This is a genomic window from Sodalis sp. RH24 (genome assembly GCF_047324145.1).
Lineage (GTDB): Bacteria > Pseudomonadota > Gammaproteobacteria > Enterobacterales > Enterobacteriaceae > Acerihabitans.
The window spans coordinates 4082251-4108242 of record NZ_CP178729.1; the positions used below are offsets into that span (position 1 = coordinate 4082251).

Annotated in this window: 29 protein-coding genes; 18 read left to right on the forward strand and 11 right to left on the reverse strand. The window is 58.4% G+C overall.

Annotated features, from left to right (window positions below; all coding sequences use genetic code 11):
• Nucleotides 1-148: 148 nt before the first annotated feature.
• Nucleotides 149-1432 carry a cytosine deaminase gene (locus ACL2XG_RS18390; protein ID WP_410013247.1) on the forward strand — a complete coding sequence of 428 codons (1284 nt, stop codon included), beginning with the start codon at nucleotides 149-151 and terminating at the stop codon, nucleotides 1430-1432.
• Nucleotides 1433-1442: 10 nt separating this feature from the next.
• Here the strand turns inward: ACL2XG_RS18390 and ACL2XG_RS18395 are convergent, their stop codons facing one another.
• A complete protein-coding gene (locus tag ACL2XG_RS18395; RefSeq protein ID WP_413721569.1) occupies nucleotides 1443-2867 on the reverse strand; it encodes a PLP-dependent aminotransferase family protein in 1425 nt (474 codons plus the stop codon).
• Nucleotides 2868-3043: 176 nt separating this feature from the next.
• On the opposite strand from ACL2XG_RS18395, the gene ACL2XG_RS18400 reads away from it, so the two are divergent.
• Together ACL2XG_RS18400 and ACL2XG_RS18405 are read left to right on the forward strand one after the other, a co-directional pair.
• Complete coding sequence (locus tag ACL2XG_RS18400; protein ID WP_413721568.1) at nucleotides 3044-3259, forward strand: DUF1127 domain-containing protein; 216 nt, start codon at nucleotides 3044-3046, stop codon at nucleotides 3257-3259.
• A gap of 41 nt (nucleotides 3260-3300) precedes the next feature.
• Nucleotides 3301-3906, forward strand: coding sequence for a LysE family translocator (locus ACL2XG_RS18405; protein ID WP_410013250.1), 606 nt, complete (start codon nucleotides 3301-3303; stop codon nucleotides 3904-3906).
• A 36-nt stretch (nucleotides 3907-3942) separates the two neighbouring features.
• Here ACL2XG_RS18405 and tsgA read toward each other — a convergent pair whose 3' ends face one another.
• Nucleotides 3943-5136: an MFS transporter TsgA gene (tsgA, locus tag ACL2XG_RS18410; protein ID WP_413723505.1), complete on the reverse strand. Its 1194-nt coding sequence runs from the start codon at nucleotides 5134-5136 to the stop codon at nucleotides 3943-3945.
• Between the two features lie 317 nt (nucleotides 5137-5453).
• Between tsgA and ppiA the strand changes: the two genes are divergently transcribed.
• The 3 genes from ppiA to ACL2XG_RS18425 all read left to right on the forward strand — a co-directional run bounded on the left by ppiA (nucleotide 5454) and on the right by ACL2XG_RS18425 (nucleotide 6935).
• Complete coding sequence (gene ppiA, locus ACL2XG_RS18415; RefSeq protein ID WP_413721567.1) at nucleotides 5454-6026, forward strand: peptidylprolyl isomerase A; 573 nt, start codon at nucleotides 5454-5456, stop codon at nucleotides 6024-6026.
• Nucleotides 6027-6175: 149 nt separating this feature from the next.
• Nucleotides 6176-6343, forward strand: coding sequence for a YhfG family protein (locus ACL2XG_RS18420; protein ID WP_410013252.1), 168 nt, complete (start codon nucleotides 6176-6178; stop codon nucleotides 6341-6343).
• Nucleotides 6333-6935: a putative adenosine monophosphate-protein transferase Fic gene (locus tag ACL2XG_RS18425; RefSeq protein ID WP_410013253.1), complete on the forward strand. Its 603-nt coding sequence runs from the start codon at nucleotides 6333-6335 to the stop codon at nucleotides 6933-6935. The genes ACL2XG_RS18420 and ACL2XG_RS18425 overlap by 11 nt, the downstream gene beginning before the upstream one ends.
• A gap of 20 nt (nucleotides 6936-6955) precedes the next feature.
• Here ACL2XG_RS18425 and ACL2XG_RS18430 read toward each other — a convergent pair whose 3' ends face one another.
• Together ACL2XG_RS18430 and ACL2XG_RS18435 are read right to left on the reverse strand one after the other, a co-directional pair.
• Nucleotides 6956-7339 carry a DUF427 domain-containing protein gene (locus tag ACL2XG_RS18430; RefSeq protein ID WP_413721566.1) on the reverse strand — a complete coding sequence of 128 codons (384 nt, stop codon included), beginning with the start codon at nucleotides 7337-7339 and terminating at the stop codon, nucleotides 6956-6958.
• A gap of 241 nt (nucleotides 7340-7580) precedes the next feature.
• A complete protein-coding gene (locus ACL2XG_RS18435; protein ID WP_413721565.1) occupies nucleotides 7581-9356 on the reverse strand; it encodes an ABCB family ABC transporter ATP-binding protein/permease in 1776 nt (591 codons plus the stop codon).
• Nucleotides 9357-9556: 200 nt separating this feature from the next.
• On the opposite strand from ACL2XG_RS18435, the gene ACL2XG_RS18440 reads away from it, so the two are divergent.
• Nucleotides 9557-10132 (forward strand): aminodeoxychorismate synthase component II, encoded by a 576-nt coding sequence (locus ACL2XG_RS18440; RefSeq protein WP_413721564.1) that lies wholly within the window; start codon nucleotides 9557-9559, stop codon nucleotides 10130-10132.
• 158 nt (nucleotides 10133-10290) lie between these two features.
• Nucleotides 10291-11517, forward strand: a complete 1227-nt coding sequence (argD, locus tag ACL2XG_RS18445; protein WP_410013257.1) for a bifunctional acetylornithine/succinyldiaminopimelate transaminase — start codon at nucleotides 10291-10293, stop codon at nucleotides 11515-11517.
• 16 nt (nucleotides 11518-11533) lie between these two features.
• Here the strand turns inward: argD and ACL2XG_RS18450 are convergent, their stop codons facing one another.
• From ACL2XG_RS18450 to ACL2XG_RS18460, 3 genes are all read right to left on the reverse strand, one after another.
• Nucleotides 11534-13606, reverse strand: a complete 2073-nt coding sequence (locus ACL2XG_RS18450) for a YccS/YhfK family putative transporter (protein ID WP_410013258.1) — start codon at nucleotides 13604-13606, stop codon at nucleotides 11534-11536.
• A 53-nt stretch (nucleotides 13607-13659) separates the two neighbouring features.
• Complete coding sequence (gene crp / locus ACL2XG_RS18455; protein WP_034895576.1) at nucleotides 13660-14292, reverse strand: cAMP-activated global transcriptional regulator CRP; 633 nt, start codon at nucleotides 14290-14292, stop codon at nucleotides 13660-13662.
• 167 nt (nucleotides 14293-14459) lie between these two features.
• Nucleotides 14460-14648, reverse strand: a complete 189-nt coding sequence (locus ACL2XG_RS18460) for a hypothetical protein (protein WP_410016823.1) — start codon at nucleotides 14646-14648, stop codon at nucleotides 14460-14462.
• Between ACL2XG_RS18460 and ACL2XG_RS18465 the strand changes: the two genes are divergently transcribed.
• Nucleotides 14608-15030, forward strand: coding sequence for an OsmC family protein (locus ACL2XG_RS18465; RefSeq protein WP_410013259.1), 423 nt, complete (start codon nucleotides 14608-14610; stop codon nucleotides 15028-15030). The two genes, ACL2XG_RS18460 and ACL2XG_RS18465, sit on opposite strands and share 41 nt — an antisense overlap.
• Before the next feature lie 418 nt (nucleotides 15031-15448).
• Here ACL2XG_RS18465 and ACL2XG_RS18470 read toward each other — a convergent pair whose 3' ends face one another.
• Entirely contained in the window at nucleotides 15449-16318 is an 870-nt protein-coding gene (locus ACL2XG_RS18470; protein ID WP_410013260.1) for a phosphoribulokinase, read from the reverse strand.
• 104 nt (nucleotides 16319-16422) lie between these two features.
• Nucleotides 16423-16665 carry a YheU family protein gene (locus tag ACL2XG_RS18475; protein WP_410013261.1) on the reverse strand — a complete coding sequence of 81 codons (243 nt, stop codon included), beginning with the start codon at nucleotides 16663-16665 and terminating at the stop codon, nucleotides 16423-16425.
• Nucleotides 16666-16786: 121 nt separating this feature from the next.
• Between ACL2XG_RS18475 and ACL2XG_RS18480 the strand changes: the two genes are divergently transcribed.
• On the forward strand, nucleotides 16787-17389 hold the full coding sequence (locus ACL2XG_RS18480) for a LysE family translocator (protein WP_410013262.1): 603 nt from the start codon (nucleotides 16787-16789) through the stop codon (nucleotides 17387-17389).
• A gap of 5 nt (nucleotides 17390-17394) precedes the next feature.
• On the opposite strand, the gene ACL2XG_RS18485 is transcribed toward ACL2XG_RS18480, so the two are convergent.
• Nucleotides 17395-19320 (reverse strand): ABC transporter ATP-binding protein, encoded by a 1926-nt coding sequence (locus ACL2XG_RS18485; RefSeq protein WP_413721563.1) that lies wholly within the window; start codon nucleotides 19318-19320, stop codon nucleotides 17395-17397.
• A 132-nt stretch (nucleotides 19321-19452) separates the two neighbouring features.
• On the opposite strand from ACL2XG_RS18485, the gene kefG reads away from it, so the two are divergent.
• From kefG to slyD, 4 genes are all read left to right on the forward strand, one after another.
• On the forward strand, nucleotides 19453-20013 hold the full coding sequence (gene kefG / locus ACL2XG_RS18490; protein WP_413723504.1) for a glutathione-regulated potassium-efflux system ancillary protein KefG: 561 nt from the start codon (nucleotides 19453-19455) through the stop codon (nucleotides 20011-20013).
• Nucleotides 20006-21850, forward strand: coding sequence for a glutathione-regulated potassium-efflux system protein KefB (kefB, locus tag ACL2XG_RS18495; protein ID WP_410013264.1), 1845 nt, complete (start codon nucleotides 20006-20008; stop codon nucleotides 21848-21850). The genes kefG and kefB overlap by 8 nt, the downstream gene beginning before the upstream one ends.
• Entirely contained in the window at nucleotides 21834-22037 is a 204-nt protein-coding gene (locus ACL2XG_RS18500) for a YheV family putative zinc ribbon protein (RefSeq protein ID WP_410013265.1), read from the forward strand. The genes kefB and ACL2XG_RS18500 overlap by 17 nt, the downstream gene beginning before the upstream one ends.
• A gap of 94 nt (nucleotides 22038-22131) precedes the next feature.
• Nucleotides 22132-22719, forward strand: coding sequence for a peptidylprolyl isomerase (gene slyD / locus ACL2XG_RS18505; RefSeq protein ID WP_410013266.1), 588 nt, complete (start codon nucleotides 22132-22134; stop codon nucleotides 22717-22719).
• 82 nt (nucleotides 22720-22801) lie between these two features.
• Here the strand turns inward: slyD and ACL2XG_RS18510 are convergent, their stop codons facing one another.
• Complete coding sequence (locus tag ACL2XG_RS18510; RefSeq protein WP_162367218.1) at nucleotides 22802-23020, reverse strand: protein SlyX; 219 nt, start codon at nucleotides 23018-23020, stop codon at nucleotides 22802-22804.
• 329 nt (nucleotides 23021-23349) lie between these two features.
• Here ACL2XG_RS18510 and fkpA point away from each other — a divergent pair, with 329 nt between their 5' ends.
• The 4 genes from fkpA to tusC all read left to right on the forward strand — a co-directional run bounded on the left by fkpA (nucleotide 23350) and on the right by tusC (nucleotide 25982).
• Nucleotides 23350-24219: an FKBP-type peptidyl-prolyl cis-trans isomerase gene (gene fkpA / locus ACL2XG_RS18515; RefSeq protein ID WP_410013267.1), complete on the forward strand. Its 870-nt coding sequence runs from the start codon at nucleotides 23350-23352 to the stop codon at nucleotides 24217-24219.
• Between the two features lie 282 nt (nucleotides 24220-24501).
• Nucleotides 24502-25224, forward strand: coding sequence for a transcriptional regulator (locus ACL2XG_RS18520; protein ID WP_410013268.1), 723 nt, complete (start codon nucleotides 24502-24504; stop codon nucleotides 25222-25224).
• Nucleotides 25225-25226: 2 nt separating this feature from the next.
• Nucleotides 25227-25613, forward strand: a complete 387-nt coding sequence (gene tusD / locus ACL2XG_RS18525) for a sulfurtransferase complex subunit TusD (protein WP_413723503.1) — start codon at nucleotides 25227-25229, stop codon at nucleotides 25611-25613.
• A gap of 9 nt (nucleotides 25614-25622) precedes the next feature.
• A complete protein-coding gene (gene tusC / locus ACL2XG_RS18530; RefSeq protein WP_413721562.1) occupies nucleotides 25623-25982 on the forward strand; it encodes a sulfurtransferase complex subunit TusC in 360 nt (119 codons plus the stop codon).
• Nucleotides 25983-25992: the final 10 nt, after the last annotated feature.

Genomic DNA, 25992 nt, shown 5'->3' on the forward strand with positions numbered 1-25992 from the left:
CGGCTAAAAACAGCGGCGCTTGGCTAGACTTGGGCCTTGCGGTGGTTATCAAAGGAAGCTGCGGACAAGGGACGGCGGTTGCGTTAAGCTTGCCGGATGAATCCTTGCGTCCCGTCCTGTAACGAGGTGAACCGTGCCGGAATGTCCATTGCAATACATCATCAATGCCCGCCTGCCCCAGCGGGAAGGCCTGTGGCGCATTAGCGTCGAGCAGGGGCGTTTCGCGCGGATCACCGCCGCGCCGGAGACGCCGCCCGCCGACGCCGGGGAGGCGCCGGGAACGCTGGACGCCGGAGGCGGCCTGGTTATTCCGCCCTTTGTCGAGCCGCATATTCATCTCGATACCACCCAGACCGCCGGCGACCCCCACTGGAACCAGTCCGGCACGCTGTTCGAGGGCATTGAACGCTGGGCGGAGCGTAAAGCGCAGCTGACCCACGAGGACGTAAAACGGCGCGCCTGGCAAACGCTTAAATGGCAAATCGCCAACGGCATTCAACACGTGCGTACCCATATCGACGTTTCCGATCCCACGCTGACGGCGCTCAGGGCGATGCTTGAGGTCAAGCGCGAGGCGGCGCCCTGGGTGGACTTGCAACTGGTGGCGTTTCCGCAGGAAGGCATTTTGTCTTATCCGCGCGGCGGGGAACTGCTGGAGGAGGCGTTGCGTCTGGGCGCCGATGTGGTGGGCGCTATCCCGCATTTCGAGTTTACCCGCGAGTACGGCGTGGAGTCGCTGCATACAGCGTTCGCCCTGGCGCTGAAATACGACCGGCTGGTGGACGTGCACTGCGATGAAATCGACGATGAGCAGTCGCGCTTCGTGGAAACCGTCGCGGCGCTGGCGCACCGCGACGGCATGGGCGCGCGCGTAACCGCCAGCCATACCACGGCGATGCATTCCTATAACGGCGCCTATACCGCGCGCCTGTTCCGGCTGCTGAAGCTTTCAGGCATCAATTTTGTCGCCAACCCGCTGGTGAATATCCATTTGCAGGGCCGGTTTGACGATTATCCCAAACGGCGGGGGGTCACGCGGGTCAAGGAGCTGATGGCGGCGGGCATCAATGTCTGTTTCGGCCACGACGATGTGTTTGATCCCTGGTATCCGCTCGGTACCGGCAATATGCTGCAGGTGCTGCATATGGGCCTGCATATCTGCCAGCTGATGGGGTATGAGCAAATTAACCGGGGCCTGGAGCTGATTACCGTTAACAGCGCCCGCGCTATGCACCTTGATGATTACGGTATCCAGGAAGGCAACAGCGCCAATCTGGTGATCCTGCCGGCGGAAAACGGTTTTGACGCGGTGCGCCGGCAAACCGCGCCGCGCTACGTGATCCGCCGGGGCAGGGTGATTGCCCAGACGCTGCCGTCGCAGGCGACGCTGTTTCTCGACGGCCCCGCGGAAAAGGTCGATTTCACGCGGTGACGCTGCTGGTTCAAGCCGTCACGTCGGCCAACTGCCGTTTAATCGTCTCGCCGATTTTTTTGATCGCCGCCTCGATTTCCGCCGTGAGCTGGGTGGCGTAGGTGAGGCGAAAACAATGGCGGTATTTGCCGGAGGCCGAGAAAATCGGTCCTACGGCAATTTGTATTCCCCCTTTTTCCAACTGCCGGTTCAGCCTGAGGGAATCAAAGTGCTCCGGCAGTTCGATCCACATTAAAAATCCTCCCTGGGGCCGGCTGACGCGGGTCTCCGGCGGAAAATAGGTCTTGACCCAGTCCGTCATGATATCGCAGTTAAGCTGGTAGCGGGCGCGCATGCGCCGCAAATGCTTCTGGTAATCGCCCTGGCGCACAAACTCGGCCACCGCCAGCTGGGGTTGCAACGCGGTGGCGCCGGTGCCGATATACTTCATATGAATCACTTTTTCCATATAGCGGCCGGGCACGATCCAGCCGACCCGCAGGCCCGGCGCCAGGGTTTTGGAAAATGAGCTGCACAACAGCACGCGGCCGTCGTCGTCAAAGGATTTAATGGTGTGCGGACGCGGATAACGGTAGGCCAGATCGCCATAGACATCGTCCTCGATAATCGGCGTATCGTAGCGCGCCGCCAGATTCAGCAGCGCCTGCTTGTGCGCGTCCGGCATAATATAACCAAGTGGATTATTGCAATTGGGCGTGACCTGGATGGCCTTGATCGGCCATTGTTCCAGCGCCAGTTCCAGCGCGTCAAGACTGATGCCGGTCACCGGGTCGGTGGGGATTTCCAGCGCTTTGATGCCGAAGGCCTTCAGCGTCTGGGTCACGCCATGGAAACTGGGCGAATCCACCGCCACGATATCCCCGGGCTGGCATAACGCGTGAATGGCGATCGACAGCGCCTCGTGGCAGCCGGTGGTGATCATGATATCGTCGGACAGCGCCAGGCAACCGCTGTCCACCAGCAGCCGGGCGATTTGCTCGCGCAGCGCCGGGGCGCCGCTGATATCGCCGTAGGTCATGCCGCGCAGGTCCGGATGCAGGGCGATGCGGCTTAACTGTCTGGTCAGCGGTCTTAACGTGGGCGAACTGATATCCGGCATACCCGGCCCCAGATGCACCATGCCGTCAACCGGATCGGATCGCAGCAGCTTAAGCACCAGATCCCATTGGGATATTTCCACCGGCCGCTGCGCCGGGCGGCACATGGCCGGCAGCGCGGCCGGCTCATGCTGCTGGCTGACAAAATAACCTGATTTCGGCCGCGCCTCGATCAGCCGCCGTTCCTCCAATACCCGGTACGCCTGTTGCACGGTGCTGATACTTACCTCATGCTCCAGGCTCAGGGCGCGCACCGAGGGCAACCGCTGACCGCAGGTATATAGCCCCTGCTCAATACGTTCGCCGATGATACCGGCCAGGTTGTCATAACGCGTCATATCGCCCTCATACAGGTTAAATTTTCTAAGTAAAAAGCAATACAGAATGGACGAAATCTAAGCATTACAGCGCTGATTATTATTATTTGTATGGTGAAAATACCGGATTTCTGAATCTGTACGGTATCAGCATACCGTTGCATGATAGTTCCATCAACCGACGAGGAGGAACCATCATGAAAAACACGTTAAAAATAGGCCGGACCCTTCCCCTGGACGTAAAGCCGCGCCACGCCGTCGGTCAGAATCCGCTGCTTGCGTTCTACCACCGGTTCACCGACTGGCAGCGGCGGCGGCGCAACCGCCTGATCTTAAGCGCCCTGAGTGACGATCAGCTGAAGGATATCGGACTTTCACGCAGCGAAGTCGCGTATCGGGACGAAAAAAAATAAGTTATTGATAAAGGATTTCTATCACAAGGACTGAATGAACCATGACCAATACCATTGCCGAACTAAGCGCCTTTTGCCTGTACGCGTTTGTCACGTCCATCACCCCCGGACCCAATAATGCCATGTTGGCCAGTTCCGGGGTGAATTTCGGTTTTTACCGTACCTTGCCCCATATTTTCGGCGTTAGCTGCGGGTTGTGCTTGATGATACTGGCCATCGGCCTGGGACTGGAGCGGTTGTTCCAGCTCTATCCCATGCTGTTTCCCCTGGTCAGGGTGAGCGGCGCCTGTTACCTGGTCTATCTCGCGTGGCGCATCGCCAACGCCGTGGCGCCGTCGGGCGGCCTGAGCGGCGCGGCCGTGCCGTTGGGCTACTGGGGCGCGGTGGTTTTTCAATGGCTGAATCCCAAAACCTGGCTGATGGCGATAGGCGCCGTCACCGCCTATGCCCCGCTGCAATATCATTTTCGCGATATTGTGCTGATCGCCCTGATTTTTACCCTGATCAACGCTCCCTGCGTCAGCGCCTGGGCGGCCTTCGGCAGCATGTTGAAAAACAGGCTCGGCCAGTCGCACCGGCAGATGATGTTCAATCGCCTGATGGCCGCGACGCTGGTCTTGTCGCTCTATCCACTGCTGGTGCGCTAGTCCCTGCCCGGGCCAGGCATGCGCGTGGCCAGCCGGTTATTCGCCCGCGTGTCCGTGCAGCCTATGGCGGGTGACGAAACCCAGCGACAGGCACAAGACGAACACGGCGAGATACAACGCATTGGCGGTTATGAGCGCGAATTTTACCCCCAGATGCGCGACGATAGGGCCGGTAACCACAAATGTCAGCATGGTGCCGATGGTGCCGCAGGTGAGAATGGTGTTCACCAGTTTGGGAGAGGTCACCCGGGTTTGCTGCGAGCCAAGGGTGATAATGGTGGTATAAATGGCGCTGGAAACAAACCCCAGCCCCAGCAGGTAATAATGCAGATGTTCCCCATGGCCGGAGGTGATAAACAGATACATCAGGACGGCGGACAGCGCGGCCAGCAGGGTAACGATGCGCTGTAAATCCACATGGCGCAGTACCGCGCTGAAAAACCACATGCCGACCATATACGCCGTCCAGAAATTACCCACCAGCCCGCCGGCCTGCTCGATATCCATGCCGAAGCTGTGGGTCGCGTATTCAGGCACCCAGGCGATAAAACCCAGCTGCCCCAGGATATAACACAGCGCGGCGGCCGACAGCAGCAGTACCCCTGCGCCCCATTTTTCCCGGGCCGGCGGCACGGCCAGCGGATCCCCCGCGCGGTCTTTCTTGCCCAGCACCGGAAATTCGCTCAGCAGCGTCAGGACAAAAATGGCCACGTACAGCAGGCCGATACAGGCGTACACCCAATACCAGGTAATATGGCGCGCCAGCAGCACGCCGGCCAGGATGGGGAATACCGCCCCGGCCATACTGAAAAACGAGTCGGTAAACAGCAGGCGCGAACCCCTCTGCCGTCCCGTGTAAAGGTAAGCGATGAGATAAGTGCCGATGGACATGGTAATGCCGCTCACCACGCCCAGGACAAACATCGACAGCGAAAACAGCGCCAGGGTATGCCCGCTCATCAGGCCGGCGATGGCGAGCACCATCAGCGCGAAGCCGAAAATCAGCTGGCGCTTGAGCGGGATAATCTCCATCAGCCAGGCGTTCAGGAAAATCGCCAGCAAAATACCGGAGTTGAGAAAAGTGAAGGTGGCGCTCATGGCCGAAACGGGGACCTGAAAATACGCGGCAATATTGCTTAACACCACGCCGGTGACAATCACCAACGCGCCGGTCAATCCGTACGAAAAAAAACTAATCCACGTTAGCAGCAGTCGATTTTTGTTATTCATCATTGGCCTGTTAAATGTCGACGCCCGACCGGCTTGCCGCCCGCCGGCATCATTGTTGCCTTACTGTCACCGATAGGGCACAAATACTATCATGGCGATTTATGCCGTGGACATAAAAGTCGCCCCGCCGGACTTTTTCAGCGATTTTTGCAATATCTGTTTAACGGCGGTAGACCCATCCCGCCCGCGCGGGAGGTCCTTCCCGGCGACGATATAAAACCTGTTACGTAAAAAACGGTAAATGGGTAGCGTAAGCGCGGTCCGCTCTTTAGAATCAGAGCCCTTCCTGTTGCCCATGTATTAAAAAGGAACCCTTCATGCTGAAACGAAACCTGGCCACCGCCGCACTGGTTTTCTCCCTGGCGGCGGCTTCTTGCCCGGTGTTCGCCGCCGGTCAGGACACCCATGTACTGCTGACGACCTCGGCGGGGAATATTGAGCTGGCGCTGGATAATCAAAAAGCGCCGGTGGCGGTGAAAAACTTTGTCGATTATGTGAACAGCGGCTTTTACAACAACACCATCTTCCATCGCGTCATCCCCGGTTTTATGGTCCAGGGCGGCGGTTTCAACCAGGATCTGACGCAAAAGGCCACCCAGGCGCCGATAAAAAACGAAGCGGATAACGGCCTGCGCAACCTGCGCGGCACCGTCGCCATGGCCCGCACCAACGACAAGGACAGCGCCACCAGCCAGTTCTTTATCAACGTTGCCGATAATGCGTTCCTCGATCATGGCCAGCGTGATTTCGGTTATGCCGTGTTCGGCAAAGTGGTCAAGGGGATGGATGTGGCCGATAAAATTGCCCAGGTGCCGACCAAAAACGTCGGGCCTTACCAGAATGTGCCGGTAAAACCGGTGACCATCCTGTCCGCTAAAATTATGCCATAATCCCCGCCGCGGCCAGCTTAACGGGAAAGGTCGCCATGGCCTTTCCCCGGCGGCCCGTCGCCATCGTCCGCGCCTCGCTTCCCGGCGAACCCGCCAATGCCGGTTATACTTCATGTTATTACCTCAAGGTCGCAGCCAGGAGGCATGACATGAAAAAAATGACTGAAAAACAAAAAGCCAGGTTGTTCCAGCAACGCCGCAATGAGAATTTCCACGCCAGCAACCGCCTCGAAGGTTTTACCGCCGAACCGGTTACCCTGACGGCGCAAGAGGCCTTGCTGCGCATTGACGAGCTCAGGAGGCATTATGAACGATAAATTCGGCGACGGACGCGATCCCTATTTTTATCCCGGCCTCCCGGTATTGGCCAACCGGCTTAATATTCATGAGTCCGCCGGCCTGCGCGAGGCCGAACTGGCGCTAACCGGGCTGCGCGCCGCGACGATAGAACTGGGGCCGCCAAAGAGGGGACTGCCCTGGCTATGCGCCCTGCATCGCCAGTTGTTCCAGGATGTTTACGACTGGGCCGGGCAGTTGCGCACGGTGGATATCTATCAAAATGAAACCCGCTATTGCCATTTTGCCTACCTGGAAAAGGAGGGCAACGCGGTGATGCAGCGTTTGGAGGATGAAGACTATCTGCGCGGGTTGTCCCTGGACGCAATCGTGCCGCGCCTGGCGCAATATTATGCCGATATCAATATGCTGCACCCGTTCCGGGAAGGCAACGGACGGGCGCAGCGGGTCTTCTTTGAGCAGTTGATTATCCATGCCGGTTACGACGTGCGCTGGCGGCCCATCGAACGGGAGGAGTGGCTGGCGGCCAATGAAGCCGGCGCCTTTGGCGACACGGGACCCCTGGCCGCCCTGTTTGCCCGCGTGGTCGCCGAACCGGGCGAGCCCGATTAAGCCTGCCGGCGCCGCGTTGATTATCCGCCGGGACGCAGGTCGATGCTGTCGACGCGATCGGGATAAAACGCCACGTAATCCTTAATGGCGGTGACGGCCTCATGGGGCGATTCGTAGCTCCATACGGCATTGCGCGAGCGCAGTCCGCCCGGCGTTATGCTGTAGTACGCGCAATCGCCTTTATAGGGGCAATAGGTGGCATGGTCGGTCCTTTCCAGCAGCGTCATGTCCACATCGGCGCGCGGGATATAATGCACCGGCGGATAGTCCGCTTCGCGCAGGGTCAGCGACTTTCGGCTGTCGGCGACGGTATGGCCGCCGACGGACACCACGATGCGCTGCGGGTTGGGCTCAATGGTGATCGGATGATCGGGACCTGGTATTTTAACGGGTTTGGTATTCATAACGGTATGACCTCGGTGCGTTATCGTGACGTCCGGGGGACCCGCCGCAATAAACCGCGGCGGGGGTATCCGGCCTGTGACCGGCCATGGCGTACTATCGCAGCCTACGCCTTTGCGCGTGCGGCGTGTTACCGCCAGTGCTCCCTAGCCTTTACTCTCCCGGCAAGCAGGCTGCGGCCTCGGCCACCGGCAGGATGCACGCAAGCCACGTGAAGCCGCGCCGCCGCCCCGAAGGCGTTGTTTACGCCGTCTGTTGATCCTGTTCCTCGCGGCGCTGATGCTGCCACATCGCCGCGTAGCGGCCGTTTTGCGCCAGCAGCTCGCCATGGCGTCCGCGCTCGGCGATGGCGCCGTCCTCCAGCACGAGAATCTCGTCGGCATCGACGATAGTGGACAGCCGGTGGGCGATGATAAGGGTGGTATGATCGCGGCTGACCTCGCGCAGATGCGTCTGGATCTCGCGTTCGGTCTGGGTATCAAGTGCGCTGGTGGCTTCGTCGTAGACCAGGATGGCGGGATTTTTCAGCACCGTGCGGGCGATGGCCACCCGCTGCTTTTCACCGCCGGACAGTTTTAGGCCCCGTTCGCCGACGCGGGTCTCGTAGCCGTCGGGCAGGCTGACAATAAAATCATGGATATGCGCCAGCCTGGCGGCCCGCTCGATTTCGGCAAACGTGGCGTCGGTATTGCCATAGCCGATGTTATAGCGCAGGGTATCGTTAAACAGCACGGTATCCTGCGGCACGATGCCGATGGCACGGTGCAGGCTCGCCTGGGTAACGTCGCGGATATCCTGCCCGTCCACGGTGATGGCGCCGGCATCGACATCATAAAAACGAAACAGCAGGCGCGACAGCGTGGATTTGCCCGCGCCCGACGCGCCGACCACCGCCACGGTTTTCCCCGCCGGAATGGTAAATGTGATATTGCCCAGGATGGGGCGGCGCGCGTCATATCCGAAACCGACGGCGTTGAACGCCAGTTCCCCGCGGGTAACGCGCAGCGGCGCGGCGCCAGGGCGATCTTCAATTTCTCTTTCCAGCGTGAGCAGATCAAACATATTATCCATATCGATCAGCGCCTGGCGTATTTCCGCATAAATAAAACCAAAAAAATTCAGCGGCTGATACAACTGCAGCAGATAAGCGTTAACCAGTACAAAGTCGCCCAGGGTCATGGTGCCCTGGGTAATGCCGCGCGCCGCCATGGCCATCATCGTGACCAAACCGACGGAAATCACCGCCGTCTGGCCAATGCTCAGCACCGTAAAGCTGAATTGGTTTTTAATGGCGGCGCGCTCATACAGCCGACGCGAGCTGTCAAAGCGCTGGCACTCGAACGCCTCATTGCCGAAATATTTCACGGTCTCGTAATTAAGCAGGCTGTCGAGGGATTTATTACTGGCGTCGGCATTGGCCTGGTTTAATTCGCGGCGAAAGCGGGTACGCCATCCCACCGCCGTAATGGTAAACAGGATATACGCGCCGACGGTGGCCATAATCGCCACCGCGAACCAGATGTTCAGCAGCCGCCACATAATGGCCGCCACCAGGCTGATTTCAAATAAGATGGGCACGATGGAGAACAGTACGCGCGACAGCACCGTCGAGACCGCCTGGGTTCCCCGCTCGATGGACAGGGACAACCCGCCGGTGCGCCGTTCCAGATGAAAACGCAGGCTTAGGGCATGCAGCTGGCGGAAAACGCGCAGGCCCAGCAGCCGGGTGGCGTTTTGGCTGACATAGATAAACATCACGTTGCGCAGTTCATCAAATAACGATGCGCAGACCCGCGCCAGACCGTAGGCGAGGATAAGCCCGATGGGCACGGCCAGCAGCCGCGCCTGGTCGCCGCCCAGCCGGTCGACGATGGCTTTATAGGCCAGCGGCACCAGCGACGTGCCGACCTTGGCCACGATCATAAACAGCAGCGCCGCCACCAGATAGTAGCGCAGCTTAGGGTTATTCTTGGGCCACAGGTAAGGCAGCAGTATTTTCAGCGGCTTATAACGGTACATGCGTTGTTTTTTTATCCCTGACGATATGACAATATGGCCGGTAGCCTGCGGGCGGGCGTCGGGTGAATATCACACAGGTCCTGATCTCCTGTCCAGGCAAAGGACGCTATCCTGTGTAGCTGGCGGGGCACGGGCCGCTATCTAAAATGCATCCTGTTGTTATTCAATAAAAATCTATTTACCAGTAGGATATACCGGCGATGTTGCTGCTTATCGATAACTATGACTCCTTTACCTACAACCTGTACCAATATTTTTGCGAGCTGGGCGCGCAGGTAGAGGTATGGCGCCACGACCGGTTGCAACTGGCCGATATCGAGCGCATGGCCCCGCGGCAACTGGTGATTTCCCCGGGTCCCGGCACCCCCGACGAGGCCGGCATTTCACTGGCGGCTATTCGTCATTTTGCCGGCAGGATACCTATACTCGGCGTCTGCCTGGGTCATCAGGCCATTGCGCAGGCTTTCGGCGCCCGCATCGTGCGCGCAAACCAGGTGATGCACGGCAAAACCTCCGCCATTATCCATGACGGCCGCGGCGTCTTCGCCGGGCTGGCCCTGCCGCTGACGGTCACCCGCTACCATTCCCTGGTGATCGACCGCGCCGGCTTGCCCGATTGCCTGGAGGCGACCGCCTGGAGTCTGCGCGACGGCGCGCGGGATGAAATTATGGGCATCCGTCATCGAACCCTGCCGCTTGAAGGTGTACAGTTTCATCCTGAAAGCGTGCTCAGCGAGCAGGGACATCAACTCCTGGCGAACTTTCTTGCGTGTTAGCCGATCGGCATGTTGATATAGCATTAACGGACAAGGCCACGGGCAGCGGCTTTTTTTCGCTCTGATAGTGATAAAACGATTGCACTGGAGTGATTTTTTATTCATATTTTATGACTATAATATCACTTCTTGATTTGTTGCGGACCGGGTAATTACATATGAATACAGATAATAGCGCAGTAACGCGGGAAACTTTCGACCAGGTTATTCTGCCGGTTTATGCACCGGCGCAGTTTATTCCGGTCCGGGGCAAGGGCAGCCGGGTATGGGACCAGGACGGAAAGGAATATATTGATTTCTCCGGCGGCATTGCCGTCACTGCGCTGGGACATTGCCACCCGGCGCTGGTCGCGGCGCTGAAAGCCCAGGGCGAAACCCTATGGCACACCAGCAACGTCTTTACCAACGAACCGGCGCTGCGCCTGGCGCGCAAGCTGATTAACGCCACCTTTGCCGACCGGGTGTTTTTTGCCAATTCGGGCGGCGAGGCCAATGAAGCGGCGTTTAAGCTGGCGCGTCACTACGCCATTACCCGCCACAGCCCCTATAAAACCAAAATCATCGCTTTTCATAACGCGTTCCACGGCCGCACGCTGTTTACCGTTACCGTGGGCGGGCAACCAAAATATTCCGACGGCTTCGGGCCAAAACCGGCGGATATCGTCCATGTGCCTTTTAACGATCTGGCGGCCGTCAAGGCGGTGATGGATGATCATACCTGCGCCGTGGTGGTGGAGCCGATTCAGGGTGAAGGGGGCATTATGCCCGCCACGCCGGAATTCCTGCAGGGCCTGCGCGATCTGTGCGACCAAAATCAGGCGCTGCTGGTGATGGACGAAGTGCAGTGCGGCATGGGGCGCACCGGCAAGCTGTTTACCTATATGCACTATGGCGTAACGCCGGATATTCTGACCACCGCCAAGGCGCTGGGCGGCGGTTTCCCCATCAGCGCCATGCTGACTACGGAAGAGATCGCCTCGGTGATGAAAGTGGGCACCCACGGCACCACCTATGGCGGCAATCCCCTGGCCTGCGCGGTATCCGAGGCGGCGCTGGATGTGATTAACCAGCCGGAAGTCCTGGCGGGCATTAACGAAAGGCACGATCGTTTCGTCAGCGCGCTCCAGGCGATTGACGACAAATATCAGGTATTTTCGGATGTGCGCGGCATGGGCCTGCTGCTGGGCGCCGAACTGCGGCCGCAGTTCCATGGCCGGGCGCGCGAGTTCCTGCACGCCAGCGCCGCGCAGGGCCTGATGATCCTCAACGCCGGTCCGGACGTCATCCGTTTCGCGCCGTCGCTGGTGGTGGAGTTCGCCGATATCGAACAGGGCATGGCCCGGTTTGAACAGGCGGTGGCGCAGGTTATCGCCGCCAAACCCTAAGGCGCGCGGCGGGAGACTAATGGCTTAACCGGCGCGCCAGCCAGTTGCCGTGCTGCGGCCGCTGGCGCCAGGCTACCGATGAAATCGTATGCATCACGCCCAGATGGAACAGAATACGCCGCAGATGGCGTTCCATCAGGGTGCCGGGCAGCTCCGGCGTTTCGCCGGCGGCATCCATCACCGGGCTGTCTGAGCTTGGGCCGTCATATTCCAGCCGTTGCTGGCAGCGCTGCAGCGCCACCTCGCAAGAGGCCAGGTACTTTTGCGCCAGCGTCGGCGTCAGCATGTAGTGATCCCGCGCCAGGATGGTCATGGCATTGATGTGCTCGACGATGAACTGGCTATGGGTCACCCATAAACGCATATCGGTCAGATAGCGCGAATTAAACGCCGGCTCCCGCATCGCCTGGCTAAGCGACGTAAACAGCGCGTTGTGCGCCTGGTTGACCTTCATGCGCGCGTAGGCCAGCGCCGCCGGCTCGGGGGCGGGTTGCAGCAGCAGTCGCAGCGCGTCCTGGTCCCGCTCCAGCGCCAGATGGGCGTTTTTGCGCAGCATACCGCTTTGCCACTGCGGCCATAACCACAGCATGCCGCCGAACGCCAGCATACAGCCGATCAGCGTATCCACCAGCCTGGGCACCAGGAAATGCGCGCCGTTCAGCGACAGTAGCTGCAACGTATACACCGCGGTCACCGTCATGCCGATCATCGCCAGGCCGTAATTTTTGCGCAACACCAGGTAAGACGCCAGCGTCAGGAACAACATGCACAGCAATACCGTGCCGTCGCTCAGCCTGAATTGCAGCGTGCCGGCGGCAATCACCAACCCCGCCAACGTGCCCAGGGCCCGATGCTGGATCCGCACCCGGGTGGCGTTATAGCCGTTCTGGCTGACAAACATCACCGTCATTAAAATCCAGTAGGGTTTGGGGAGATCCAATACCAGCCCCAGGCTGCTGCCGATGGCCAGCATAATCCCAAGCCTTGCCGCGCTGCGCAGCGCCATGGATTTAAAGGAACAGTAGCTGACCAGCGCATGCCAAAACGACAGCCGCTGCTGGTTGTCGGCCATCAGGTCGCGGCGGTAAAGCGGGCGCTGGGTACGCAGCAGCCGGGCGATACGGCTGAAATGGTAATAACAAAACTGTCCGACCGGATTATCCGGATGCCGGTCGGCAATTTTTTCCAGGGCCGACAGCGCGGTGGCCATGTTAAAACGCCCCGGCTGCCGGTGATAGAGAATATCATCCGCCAGTACCCGCAACCGCGCGGCAATCAGCCGGGCGTTATAGCGGATAACCGCCTCGGCGTGGCTTTGCGCCACCAGTTTTTGTACTTCGTCCGGCTGGTGCAGGCTGACGGCGATATGCTCCTGCAAATCCAGCGCCACCTGGAAAGAACGCAGCAGGCGTTTGTACTGCAGCTGATCATTGGCCGACAGCATATAAAGCTGCTGGTATACCTGGGCAATCAGATCAATCACCGCCTGCTGGCGGGCAAACAGCGGCGGCAGGGCGGTTTCCGGATCGGTATGCTGTGTCAGCAGGGTATATTTCGCCTCGATATAATCCGCCAGCTCCCGATACAGCAGGCTAAGCGATTCCCGCATCGGCTGCTCCTTCCACAACCGGAACCACAGGGCGTTGAACAGCCCGTACCAGGCGGTGCCGGCAATATACAGCAGCGGCGGCACGGCGGGCGGCACATTGCCGGCCAGCCCCAGGGTAAAGATGGCGGCGATAAGCGCGGCGGGCAATAAACGGCCGTGCAGCGGGCTGATTTCACCGGTAACGCCGAACAGCAGCGCCAGGCCGAGCATCACCAAGGGCAACGGCACCGGCACGGCCAACAGCACCTGGATCAGCACGCTGCTCAGCGCGAACAGCACGCCGCCGACGGCCAGTCGCTTGAAAAACCGTTTATGCAGGGTATCGAGGCCGGCGATATTGCAGCAGGCAGGGACCAACGAAAACAGCAGGCCGTTTTGCAAGCTGCCGAATAACAGGCCGGCGGCCACCGGCAGGCATAGCACGATGGTTTGCCGCAGGGCATAGTTTACTTCAGGGTGGTAGATTAACCGGCGCCACATACTGTCAGCAAAAAAAGCGTGGTACGAAGCACCACGCCTGTATAACGGGGCTATCAGCGCGTGCCGTAAACAACAATGGTTTTACCGTGCGCGGATATAAGATTTTGATCTTCGAGCATTTTAAGAATACGTCCTACCGTCTCGCGGGAACAGCCGACAATCTGGCCGATTTCCTGACGGGTGATTTTTATCTGCATGCCGTCGGGGTGGGTCATGGCGTCGGGTTGTTTCGCCAGGTTCAACAGGGTTTGCGCTATGCGTCCGGTAACGTCCAGGAATGCCAGGTTGCCGACTTTTTCCGACGTTACCTGTAAACGACTGGCCATTTGCGCCGACAGGCGCATCAGGATATCCGGATTCACCTGAATCAGCTGCCGGAATTTTTTATACGAAATCTCGGCGACTTCACAGGCGGTTTTCGCCCGTACCCAGGCACTGCGTTCCTGACCTTCCTCGAATAGGCCGAGCTCACCGATGAAATCTCCCTGGTTAAGATAGGAGAGAATCATCTCTTTGCCTTCTTCATCCTTAATCAGCACCGCCACGGCGCCCTTAACGATGTAGTAAAGCGTTTCAGCCTTTTCACCCTGATGTATAAGTGTACTCTTCGATGGATACTTATGAATATGGCAATGAGACAGGAACCATTCGAGAGTCGGGTCTGTTTGCGGTTTGCCGAGAACCATTCGCTGTTATCCTCTTTTGTCATCGCTATCCCAGGTTCGGGACATCGTATTCCCTGTTACGGCGCTTGTATTATTCACTCTGACTCCGCGTTTAAACGGAGCGACGTAAGGGAACTTATTAGGGTCTGGTAATGTGATGTTCCGATCGATCTCTTGCCCTTTCATTATCATGAGGCCGATCCAGCCTTGTTTTTAGCATAGGTTTGAAGCAGTGTCTTCTGTTGTCTTGCTTCAGCATGAAGTATGTTCAGTAACATTGCCAGTTTTCCAACAAAAATGTAGTCTGCTGGAAAGCTTTTCATCAGGAGTATCATAATGCAGGCACGGGTCAAATGGGTAGAAGGGTTGTCTTTCATGGGCGAATCCGCCTCGGGCCACCAGGTTTTGATGGATGGGAACGCGGGCGAAAAAGCGCCCAGCCCAATGGAAATGGTATTGATGTCGGTCGGCGGCTGCAGCGCCATTGATGTGGTATCGATTTTACACAAAGCGCGGCAGGACGTCCGGGACTGCGAGGTCAAACTCACCTCCGAGCGCCGCGACGAGGCGCCGCGCCTGTTTACCCATATCAACCTGCATTTTATCGTCACCGGCGCCGGGCTGACCGACAAGGCGGTGGAGCGGGCGGTGACGCTATCGGCGGAAAAATACTGCTCGGTCTCACTGATGCTCGGCGCGTCGGTCAATATGACCCACAGCTTTGAAGTGCGCGACGAACACCACGCCCCCGCCGCCTAACCGGCCCGCCAACACCGCACTCAAACCCGGCGTGTTCAAGGGAGAGCGCGCCAATGGGGTCGAATCGGGCATGGTTTCTCTGCCCGACCGAGCGCCCCATGGCACGGTATGCCCGCCAACACCGCACTCAAACCCGGCGTGTTCAAGGGAGAGCATGCCGATGGGGTCGAATCGGGCGTGGTGTTCCCGCCCGACCGAGCGCCCCACGGTATGCTAGGCCCGCCAACACCGCAGCGAATCCTGGCGTGTTCAAGGGAGAGCATGCCGATGGGGTCGAATCGGGCGTGGTGTTCCCGCCCGACCGAGCGCCCCACGGTATGCTAGGCCCGCCAACACCGCAGCGAATCCTGGCGTGTTCAAGGGAAAGCATGCCGATGGGGTCGAATCGGGCGTGGTGTTCCCGCCCGAGGCCTCGAGTTTACTTAATTTCCTTTCCTTCCAGCAACTGCTGTACCAGCGGCCCCATAATCAGCTCCATCGCCAGCCCCATCTTGCCCCCGGGCACCACCAGCGTATTAATATTGGAAATAAAGGAGCCTTGCAGCATCGCCAGCAGATAAGGCAGGTCGATATGCGCCAGGCTACGGAAATGAATAACGACAAAACTTTCGTCAAGTGAGGGAATCGCCTTGGCGGCGAAAGGGTTCGACGTGTCGACGGTCGGCACCCGCTGGAAATTGATATGGGTGCGGGAAAACTGCGGCGTGATGTAGTTAATATAATCCTCCATCGACCTCACCACCGAATCCATCACCGCCTCGCGCGAATGCCCCCGCTCGCCGGTATCGCGCACCAGTTTCTGGATCCACTCCAGGTTGACGATGGGCACCACGCCCACCAGCAAATCCACGTGCTTCGCCACGTCATGGCTATCGGTTACCACGCCGCCGTGCAGCCCCTCGTAAAATAACACGTCCGTCGGTTCCGGCAACGCCTGCCAGGGCGTAAAGGTACCGGGGATCTGGTTATACGGCACCGCCTCGTCATACGTATGCAGATATTTACGCGACTGACCGCGGCCGGTATCGCCATACTGATGAAACGTATGCTCCAGCAGGCCAAAGTTATTGGCGTCCGGACCAAAGTAGCTGATATGGCGCCCTAAATCCCGCGCCTTGCGGATCGCCATATCCATTTCCGGCCGGGTAAAGTGATGAAAGCTGTCACCCTCCAGTTCGGCGGCGTGGATATTCAACTGCTGGAATATTTTACGAAACGCCAGGCTGGTGGTGGTGGTGCCCGCACCGCTGGAACCGGTAACGGCAATAATGGGGTGTTTTGTCGACATGGTAACCCTACGCTTGGTTGAATTGCGGCGTGAAGAAGTGCGCCCGGCATCAAGGCCCAGAAGTGAGTGTTAGCATATTTAGCGCTTAGGGGCCAGGGGCTTCGCTATTCGCCCGGCGTATCTCCGGCCTGGTCATTAAACCGGCCGCGCGGCATGATATTGATATTTTCATGCAGTTCCGACCAGACCACCACCGCCTCGCCGCTTATCAACTGGCGTTTTACATCCTCGACCTTTTGCGCCAGTGATTTCTCCTGCTCGCCATAATCGGTGCCCTCACGCAGTACAAAGGACTCGATCAGGTTATAGAGCGTGTCAGGATCGATTTGTTCCCAGGGAATAATCACGATATTGTGTCCCGATAGTCAATAAATCAAGGTGTTGAGTAAATTTCACCTGTTATGCCTTGTACATCCCCGTGCGCACTGGTAGCTTCATACGCGTTATTTTACGGGGAGCCGCCAAAACGTGGAACTGAGTCTTTTTCTGTCAATGCTGGGGTTTCTCTGGGTGGCCGCCATTACCCCTGGCCCTAATAATATGCTGCTTACCGCCTCGGGCGCCAATTTTGGCTTCTGGCGCTCGATGCCGCTGATGATCGGCATCATGCTCGGCATGCAATGTATCCTGCTGCTGGTGGCCTTCGGCATCGGCGGCCTGATCACGCTTTATCCGTCCCTGCATTTTATGCTGAAGGTGGCGGGCAGCCTTTACCTGCTGTGGCTGGCCTGGAAAATAGCCACCGCCGCCTATGAAAAACTGGAAACCGACGCGCCGCCCCCCCGGCCCATTCCCTTCTACCAGGGCGGCCTGCTGCAATTCCTTAATCCCAAGGCCTGGCTGATGGCGCTGGGCGCGGTGGCCAGCTTCAGCCTGAGCGGCAGCGCCTATATCACCTCCGTCGGCGCCATCAGCGTCGGCATCGTCAGCGTCAATATCGTCTCCGGCGTTATCTGGCTCGGCTTCGGCACCCTTATCGGCCGGCTGCTGCGCAGCAAACGCGCCTGGATCGCTTTTAACGTCGCCATGGGCCTGCTGACGGCGGCCTGCGTATTGCTGATCTGGCGCTGACGCGCTTATTGCGACTCGAACTCCCGGGTCAGGGTCTCCAACTGTTCCTGGGCGTCCAGCCACGCCATTTCCGCCTCTTCCAGCTGCGATTTAACCTTGGCCTGCTGTTGCAGGGCCAGGGCCAGGTCCGCTTTACGGCTGATATCATACAGCGCCGCGTCGGCCAGTCCGGCCTCGATGGCCGCCAGCTCCGCGCCACGTTTTTCCATTTGCTGTTCATAACGGGTAATGGACTTGCGCAACGGCTGGGTCTGATTGCGGAAATCCGCCTCGCGCCGCTTCTGGTCTTTCCTGGCCTGGGCATTATTGACCTGCGGCGCCGGGGTCTCGGTATCATTGCCGTCCTGCGCCGCCGCCTGGCGCTGCTGATCCACCAGCCACTGCTGGTAATCCTCCACATCGCCGTCAAACGACGCGACGCGCCCGTCATGCACCAGATAAAATTCATCGGTGGTGGAACGCAGTAAATGCCGGTCATGGGACACCACCACCAGCGCGCCGTCGAAATCTATCAGCGCTTCGGTCAGCGCCTGGCGCATATCCAGATCCAGATGGTTGGTCGGTTCATCGAGCAGCAGAAGGTTGGGACGCTGCCAGACAATCAGCGCCAGCACCAGCCGGGCCTTTTCGCCGCCGGAAAAACGCGCGGTCGGTTCGGTCACCTTATCGCCACGGAAACCAAACCCGCCCAGATAATCGCGCAGCGCCTGCTCATACTCCTGCGGCGCCAGCCGGATCATATGCGCCAGCGGCGATTCGTCGGCGCGCAGGAACTCCAGCTGATGCTGGGCGAAATAACCCAGCTTGATGCCTTTCGCCAGGCCGATGGTGCCGGACTGCGGCTCAAGGGTGCCGGCCAGCAGCTTGATAAGCGTCGACTTGCCGGCGCCGTTGCGTCCGAGCAGGCCGATGCGCGAACCGGGCACCAGGTTAAGCTTGATGGAATTAAGAATGGTGCGCTCGCCATAACCGGCGCTGACTTTCTCCATGCTCAGCAGGGGGCTCGGCAGGCTTTCCGGAGTACGGAACTTGAACTGGAAAGGATTATCCACATGGGCCGGGGCGATCAGCTCCATCCGCTCAAGCATCTTGATCCGGCTCTGCGCCTGCTTGGCCTTGGTGGCCTGGGCGCGGAAACGGTCGATATAATGCTGCAAATGGGCCACTTTTTCCTGCTGGTGCTGGAACAGCGACTGCTGTTGCGCCAGCTTGGTCACCCGCTGCTGCTCAAACGATGAGTAGTTGCCGGTATATTCGTTTAACGTCTGCTGTTCAATATGCAGGATTTTATTTACGATAGGATCGAGAAAATCCCGGTCATGGGAAATCAGAATCAGCGTACCGTCATAATTTTTCAGCCATTTTTCCAGCCAGATGACCGCGTCCAGATCCAAGTGGTTGGTCGGTTCATCAAGCAACAGCAAATCGGAGCGGCAAATCAGCGCCTGCGCCAGGTTAAGGCGCATGCGCCAGCCGCCGGAAAAATCCCGCACCGGCTGTTGCAATTGATCCTGGCTGAACCCCAGCCCGTGCAGCAGGCTCGAGGCGCGCGGCCGAATGGTCCAGGCCTCGATAACGTCCAGCTTGCCGTGCACGGTGGCGATGGCGTGGCCGTCGTTTTTCTCGTTGGCGAGCTGGAGGTCGGCTTCCAGCTGGCGATACTCGCGATCGCCGTCGATAACATACTCCAGCGCCGGCACGTCAAGGGCCGGCGTCTCTTGGTTAACCCAGGCCATCGACCAGTTGGCGGGGAAGGTCACGCTGCCGGCGTCGCAGCCGAGTTCATGCTTCAGCAATGCCAATAATGTTGATTTGCCGCAGCCGTTCTTGCCGACGAGTCCGACCTTTTGCCCGGGATTCACCGTGGCGGTGGCGTTATCCAGCAGTACGTTGGTACCGCGGCGAATTTGCAGTGAGGAGAAGACAATCATAAAGCGCCATAGTTTGAGAGTATGTTAAATTAACATTATTGAATGCTATCCAGGATAACCTGTCCTGGTTTCAACTTTGCGAAGCATGGTAGCGGAAAAGCCGCGCCCTGACGACGCTTTGGAGGGGAATTGATCGCGCAGCCACCCAAAGTTTTGTTGTTGTATGCCCATCCGGAATCACAGGATTCGGTTGCCAACCGGATTTTGCTGCAGGCGGCATCGTCGCTCGAGCATGTCACCGTACATGATCTTTACGCCTTTTATCCGGATTTTTTTATTGATATTCACCACGAACAGCAATTATTGCGTGAACATCAGGTCATTGTGTTCCAGCACCCGCTTTATACTTACAGTTGCCCGGCATTATTGAAAGAGTGGCTCGACCGGGTGCTGGCGCGCGGATTTGCCAGCGGCATCGGCGGCGACGCCCTGGCCGGGAAATACTGGCGAACGGTTATCACCACCGGCGAACCGGAGGGCGCTTATCTTAACCGCGGCTACAGTCGCTACGGCATGGAGGATATTCTACGTCCGTTCGAATTGACCGCCACCATGTGTCGCATGCATTGGGTGCGCCCGCAGGTGATCTATTGGGCCAGAAGGCTAGATCCCGTCGTACTGGCGCGCCATGCCGCCGAATACGCCCAATGGCTGAAAGAGCCGCTTAACGAAAGGGGACAACGCATTGGATAGCAGTCCGTCGTTTTTGACCGCCGTGGTGTTGTTTTTGTTCGCCGCCGTCGTTGCGGTGCCCATTGCCCAGCGCCTGGGGATCGGCGCGGTGATCGGCTATCTTGCGGCGGGTATCGCCATCGGCCCCTGGGGCCTGGGTTTTATCCGCGATGTGGACGAAATCCTGCACTTCTCCGAACTTGGGGTGGTGTTCCTGATGTTTATCATCGGCCTGGAGCTGAATCCGTCGAAGCTATGGGAACTGAGGCGATCGATCTTCGGCGTCGGCGCCGCGCAGCTTTTCTTTACCGCGTTGCTGCTGGGCGGGGCTCTTTACCTGACCCATGCCACCTGGCAATCGGCGCTGATTGGCGGCATCGGCCTGGCCATGTCGTCCACCGCCATCGCGCTGCAGCTGATGCGCGACAAAGGCATGAACCGCAATGAAGGCGGCCAGCTCGGCTTTTCCGTCCTGCTGTTCCAGGATATGGCGGTAATCCCCACGTTATCCCTCATCCCTATCCTGGCCGGCGGCGGCAGCGAACCGAGCGATTGGATGAAAATCGGCATGAAGGTGGCGGCGTTTTTTATCATGCTGGTGGGCGGGCGCTACCTGCTGCGGCCGCTGTTCCGTTATGTCGCCATGGCTAATGTGCGCGAGGTGTTTACCGCCGCCTCGCTCATGGTGGTGCTGGGCGCGGCGCTGTTTATGGATATGCTCGGATTATCCATGGCGCTGGGCACCTTTATCGCCGGCGTGCTGCTGGCGGAGAGTGAATACCGCCATGAGCTGGAGATCGCCATCGAGCCGTTCAAGGGATTACTGCTCGGCCTGTTTTTCATCTCGGTGGGCATGGCGCTCAACCTGGGCATTTTATATGTCCACTTGCTGACCGTGGTGGCCGGCCTGGCGGTCCTGGTGCTGGTCAAAGGGACGGTATTGTATATCCTGGCGCGGATATCCGGTCTGCGCAGCTCGGTGCGGCTACAGTTCGCCGGCGTGCTAAGCCAGGGCGGAGAATTCGCCTTTGTCCTGTTTTCCGCCGCCGGCGCGCAAAAAATCCTCTCGCCCGATCAGCTGGCCCTGCTGCTAGTCACCGTGACGCTGTCGATGATTACCACCCCCTTATTAATGCAACTCATCGATCTTATCCTGGTCCGACGTTACAATGCCCAGGACGAGGAGGGTGAAAAACCCTTCGTCGACGATGACGAGCCGCAGGTGATCATCGTGGGTTTCGGCCGTTTCGGCCAGGTGATAGGCCGCCTGCTGATGGCCAATAAGATGCGGATTACGGTACTTGAGCGCGATATCAGTGCGGTAAGCCTGATGCGCAGCTATGGTTATAAGGTGTATTACGGCGATGCCACCGAGCTTGAGTTGCTGCGCGCCGCCGGGGCGGAGAAAGCAAAAGCCATCGTGGTCGCCGCCAATACGCCGGAAGACAACATGACCATCGTGCACCTGTGCCAGCAGCATTTCCCGCACCTGAAGATACTGGCGCGGGCGCGGGGCCGCGTCGAGGCCCATGAGCTGCTGCTGGCCGGGGTGAATCAGTTTTCGCGGGAAACTTTTTCCAGCGCGCTGGATCTGGGCCGCAAGGCGTTGTTGGAACTGGGGATGCATCCCCACCAGGCCTATCGCGCCCAGCAGCATTTCCGCCGCATCGATACCCGCATGCTGCGGGAGCTGATGCCGCAGCTGCAGGGGGATGTGGCGCAAATATCCCGCGTCAAGGAGGCCCGGCGCGAGCTGGAGGATATCTTCCAGCGCGAAATGCAGCATGAACGTCGCCAGCTTGACGGCTGGGAAGATAACCATCCGCAGGGAGATAAACACCATGACGGCAAAGCGTAAACGTTTTATTGCCGGCGCGGTATGCCCCGAGTGCCAGGCGAAGGATACCCTGGCGGTCTGGCAGGACCAGGGGACGGATAACGTCATTTGTGTAAAGTGCGGTTTTACTCAGCGCCAAACCGACCCGGCGGCTGCGGATAAAACGCCGGCAAAGGATCGCATTATCGGTATTTTTGATCCGGAGTAGCCTTATACCCTCAATTTTTTTAAGCTGAAGGATACATGCGCGTAAATTTTCGTTAGAATCTGCGCCAATTCAGTTTCCAACGGTAGGAGATATCATGAAAGTAGCAAAAGACCTGGTGGTCAGCCTGGCTTACCAGGTACGGACAGAAGATGGCGTGTTGGTCGATGAGTCTCCGGTGAGTGCGCCGTTGGACTATCTCCATGGGCATGGTTCTTTGATCTCGGGCCTGGAAAATGCCCTGGACGGCCACGATGAGGGCGATAGCTTTGATGTGCATATCGTTGCCGACGATGCCTACGGTCATTACGACGACAACCTGGTGCAGCGCGTCCCGAAAGAGGTGTTCATGGGCGTCGAGGAACTTGAGGTCGGCATGCGTTTCCTGGCCGAGACCGATCAAGGCCCGGTGCCGGTTGAAATTACCGAAGTCGACGGCGACCATGTGGTGGTGGACGGCAACCACATGCTGGCCGGCCAGGATTTGAACTTCCACGTCGAGGTGCTGGCTATTCGCGAAGCGACGGCGGAAGAACTGGCCCACGGCCATGTTCACGGCGAACACGATCACGAGCATGAAGGCCATGACCACGATCACGGCGGCGACTGCTGCGGCGGCCACGGCCATGACCACGAGCACAAAGGCGGCGGATGCGGCGGCAATGGCGGCTGCGGTTGCCACTAAACCCGGTTCGCTCGGACCCCGATAGCCGATGGGGCGGGTTTTTCCGCCCCGTTTTATGGGTTATTCAACGAATTAATTAAAATTAATAGTGCGGCGGCGGCGTCTCTTCCGATTGCGACGCGATAATCGAGGTTTGCTGCGTGCGCAATTTCTCCGACAATAAGCGCAGTTGCTCCTGCAGCCTGCCGATATCCCGTTGATGCGCGACGACGGTCTGATTCAGTTCATCTATCGTGACTTCCTGGAACGCAAGCCGGCCTTCCAGCAAATCAAGACGTTGTTCCAATTGGGATAACTCCATAGTGTCTCCTCCTCTCAATACCGTTTATCATGGAATAGGGGCGATCGCGTCGGCCCGACCTCATACCCGGATTAAGCTGCGACAACAACCAGGTGTTATTCTATCGGTAAATGACGATAAATGCCCGCCGAAAGCCTATTATATGCCCGCGTCACCGAACCAGGCTTCAATGGCGCCGCTAAAAAAGAAACTTCTTGACGTAAAAAAAGTCTTAGAAAGACTCAATTCATCGGGATAGCGATTGTGTTGTGTTTACGCTCACGGCTATAGTATCGGCTTAACTTAGTTATCGACCTTGGGACAAGATAGCCCAGGCTATGGAGATATGGATGAAATCACTGTTTAAAGTCACGCTGTTGGCTACCACCATGGCGCTAGCCCTCAATGCTGCCCAGGTAATGGCCGCGGATAGCACCGCAGCGGCTGATGCCCCCGCCGCGGCTGGCACCACAGCGACCGCTCCGGCAACTGCTCCGGCCAACGCCACCTCGGACAAATTCAAAAGCAGCGAGGAACAGGCTGCTTACGCGTTAGGCGCCTCATTGGGTCGGTACATGGACAACTCCCTGAAGGAACAGGAAAAGTTAGGCATCAAGCTGGATAAAGATCAGCTGATCGCCGGTGTTCAGGACGCTTTTGGCAACAAGAGCAAGCTGACTGACGAAGAAATCGAGGCTACTCTCCAGAGCTTCGAGGCGCGCGTGAAAGAAGCCGCCCAGGCCAAAATGGAGCAGGAAGCCAAGGACAACGCCGAAAAAGGCGATAAATTCCGCGCCGACTACGCCAAGCAAAAAGGCGTGAAGAAAACGGCCAGCGGTGTTCTGTACAAAGTTGAAAAACCGGGTACCGGCAAAGCGCCGACCAATAGCGATACCGTGGTGGTCAACTACAAGGGTACGCTGGCCGACGGTACGGAATTCGACAACTCCTACAAACGCGGCGAACCTCTGTCATTCCGTCTTGACGGCGTCATCCCCGGCTGGACCGAAGGCCTGAAAGAGATCCACAAAGGCGGCAAGATCGAATTGGTGATTCCGCCGGAACAGGCGTATGGCAAAACCGGCGTCCCGGGAATCCCAGCCAACTCCACCCTGATTTTCGACGTGGAACTGCTGGATATTAAACCGGCGGCTAAGGCTGCCGAAGGCGAAAAGCCGGCGGCTGAAGCACCGGCCGGCGCGGCTGAAACCACTAAATAACCACACTGCCGGCGCATAAAACGCGTCGTCGGTGGTGAAGGGCGGTGTCTGTTTCAACAGCCACCGCCCTTTTTTATTCACATTCTCCCGCCGGAAACCGGGCATGCCAACCCAAAAAAAGCGCGTTATAGCGCCTTTGTCGGCCAATAAGTTGTAAAAATCTGTCCAAACACAAGGACAGCGTTTTAAATCATTTGCTAGACTAGCGACCGGTAAATACAACTGACAGCCGAGTTTGTCCAGGGATGCGGGCAGGCTCGCTTTAACGGGTGGTGTCTGCATATGTCTACTTCTCTTCCGACCCCAGAATTCAACGAACTGGATGTTTTGGACGAACGGCCATTCAGCCCGGTTGATCATGAAATACTGGCATCCTACGAAGCCGTGGTGGATGGACTGGCGATGCTAATCGGCGAACACTGCGAAATCGTGCTGCATTCCCTGGAAGATTTGAAAAGCTCCGCCGTGCGCATCGCCAACGGCGAACACACCGGACGCAAAATCGGCTCGCCCATTTCCGACCTGGCCCTGCGCATGCTGCATGACATGGCGGGCGAGGACAGCAGCGTGTCGAAAGCCTACTTTACCCGGGCCAAAAGCGGCGTGCTGATGAAATCCGTCACCATCGCCATTCGCAACCGCGAACAACGGGTCATCGGCCTGCTGTGCATCAATATGAATCTTGACGTGCCCTTTTCCCAAATCATGCAAACCTTTGTCCCGCCGGAAGCCCAGGAAAACGCCACCTCGGTCAATTTCGCGTCTTCGGTGGACGACCTGGTGGCGCAAACCCTTGAGTTCACCATCGAGGAAGTCAATGCCGATCGCGGCGTGTCCAACAACGCCAAGAACCGCCAGATTGTGCTTAACCTGTATGAAAAGGGCATTTTCGATATCAAGGACGCCATCAACCAGGTGGCGGATCGGCTGAATATTTCCAAACATACGGTCTATTTGTATATCCGCCAGTTTAAAAGCGGTGATTTCCTGGGATTGGATCGGTGAGCCTGCGTTACTGCCTGATGGTCGGCGGGCCGGCCTACGGCACGCAGCAGTCCAGCAGCGCCCTGCAGTTTGCACGGGCCTTGCTGGCCGCAGGCCACCGGATCAACAGCATTTTTTTTTATCAGGACGGCGTCTATAACGCCAATCGCCATACGTCCCCGGCCGGCGACGAGGTGGATATCGTACGCGCCTGGCAGCAGCTTGGCCGGGAGCATCAGGTGCCGTTGGATGTGTGTGTCTCCGCGGCGTTGCGCCGGGGCGTGACGGACGGGGCGCAGGATGCGCCGCCGGCACCGGAGCAGGGCAACCTGCAGCCGGGCTTTACCCTGAGCGGCCTGGGCGCGCTGGCGCAGGCCGTGCTTGAATGCGATCGGTTTATCCAGTTTTAAGGTGCCCTGATGAAACGCCTTGCCTTTGTTTTTACCCACGGCCCCCACGGCGACGCGTCTGGACGGGAGGGACTGGACGCGCTGCTGGCCGCGTCGGCGCTAACCGCTGAGATCGGCGTGTTTTTTATTGGCGATGGCGTCCTGCTGCTATTGCCGCAGCAGCGACCGGCGGAAATCCTGGCGCGTAATTTCATCCCCACCTTCGGCGTATTGCCGATTTACGATATCACGCGTTTTTACCTCTGCGCGGAGTCCCTGGCGGAGCGCGGGCTGGCCGGCGCCGTGGGCTGGGTGCTCGACGCCGAGGTGTTGCCCGCCGCGCGCTGGCGCGAGCGCTTGTCCGCTTTTGATACTGTCTTGACCTTCTGAGCCGGGAAAA

Bases quoted from the DNA above. Each gene is read 5' to 3' on its own strand.
- ACL2XG_RS18395 (WP_413721569.1), bottom strand. From the start codon at position 2,867: ATGACGCGTTATGACAACCTGGCCGGTATCATCGGCGAACGTATTGAG.
- ACL2XG_RS18400 (WP_413721568.1), top strand. From the start codon at position 3,044: ATGAAAAACACGTTAAAAATAGGCCGGACCCTTCCCCTGGACGTAAAG.
- ACL2XG_RS18405 (WP_410013250.1), top strand. From the start codon at position 3,301: ATGACCAATACCATTGCCGAACTAAGCGCCTTTTGCCTGTACGCGTTT.
- tsgA (WP_413723505.1), bottom strand. From the start codon at position 5,136: ATGAATAACAAAAATCGACTGCTGCTAACGTGGATTAGTTTTTTTTCG.
- ppiA (WP_413721567.1), top strand. From the start codon at position 5,454: ATGCTGAAACGAAACCTGGCCACCGCCGCACTGGTTTTCTCCCTGGCG.
- ACL2XG_RS18420 (WP_410013252.1), top strand. From the start codon at position 6,176: ATGAAAAAAATGACTGAAAAACAAAAAGCCAGGTTGTTCCAGCAACGC.
- ACL2XG_RS18425 (WP_410013253.1), top strand. From the start codon at position 6,333: ATGAACGATAAATTCGGCGACGGACGCGATCCCTATTTTTATCCCGGC.
- ACL2XG_RS18430 (WP_413721566.1), bottom strand. From the start codon at position 7,339: ATGAATACCAAACCCGTTAAAATACCAGGTCCCGATCATCCGATCACC.
- ACL2XG_RS18435 (WP_413721565.1), bottom strand. From the start codon at position 9,356: ATGTACCGTTATAAGCCGCTGAAAATACTGCTGCCTTACCTGTGGCCC.
- ACL2XG_RS18440 (WP_413721564.1), top strand. From the start codon at position 9,557: ATGTTGCTGCTTATCGATAACTATGACTCCTTTACCTACAACCTGTAC.
- argD (WP_410013257.1), top strand. From the start codon at position 10,291: ATGAATACAGATAATAGCGCAGTAACGCGGGAAACTTTCGACCAGGTT.
- ACL2XG_RS18450 (WP_410013258.1), bottom strand. From the start codon at position 13,606: ATGTGGCGCCGGTTAATCTACCACCCTGAAGTAAACTATGCCCTGCGG.
- crp (WP_034895576.1), bottom strand. From the start codon at position 14,292: ATGGTTCTCGGCAAACCGCAAACAGACCCGACTCTCGAATGGTTCCTG.
- ACL2XG_RS18465 (WP_410013259.1), top strand. From the start codon at position 14,608: ATGCAGGCACGGGTCAAATGGGTAGAAGGGTTGTCTTTCATGGGCGAA.
- ACL2XG_RS18460 (WP_410016823.1), bottom strand. From the start codon at position 14,648: ATGAAAGACAACCCTTCTACCCATTTGACCCGTGCCTGCATTATGATA.
- ACL2XG_RS18470 (WP_410013260.1), bottom strand. From the start codon at position 16,318: ATGTCGACAAAACACCCCATTATTGCCGTTACCGGTTCCAGCGGTGCG.
- ACL2XG_RS18485 (WP_413721563.1), bottom strand. From the start codon at position 19,320: ATGATTGTCTTCTCCTCACTGCAAATTCGCCGCGGTACCAACGTACTG.
- ACL2XG_RS18500 (WP_410013265.1), top strand. From the start codon at position 21,834: ATGACGGCAAAGCGTAAACGTTTTATTGCCGGCGCGGTATGCCCCGAG.
- slyD (WP_410013266.1), top strand. From the start codon at position 22,132: ATGAAAGTAGCAAAAGACCTGGTGGTCAGCCTGGCTTACCAGGTACGG.
- ACL2XG_RS18510 (WP_162367218.1), bottom strand. From the start codon at position 23,020: ATGGAGTTATCCCAATTGGAACAACGTCTTGATTTGCTGGAAGGCCGG.
- fkpA (WP_410013267.1), top strand. From the start codon at position 23,350: ATGAAATCACTGTTTAAAGTCACGCTGTTGGCTACCACCATGGCGCTA.
- ACL2XG_RS18520 (WP_410013268.1), top strand. From the start codon at position 24,502: ATGTCTACTTCTCTTCCGACCCCAGAATTCAACGAACTGGATGTTTTG.
- tusC (WP_413721562.1), top strand. From the start codon at position 25,623: ATGAAACGCCTTGCCTTTGTTTTTACCCACGGCCCCCACGGCGACGCG.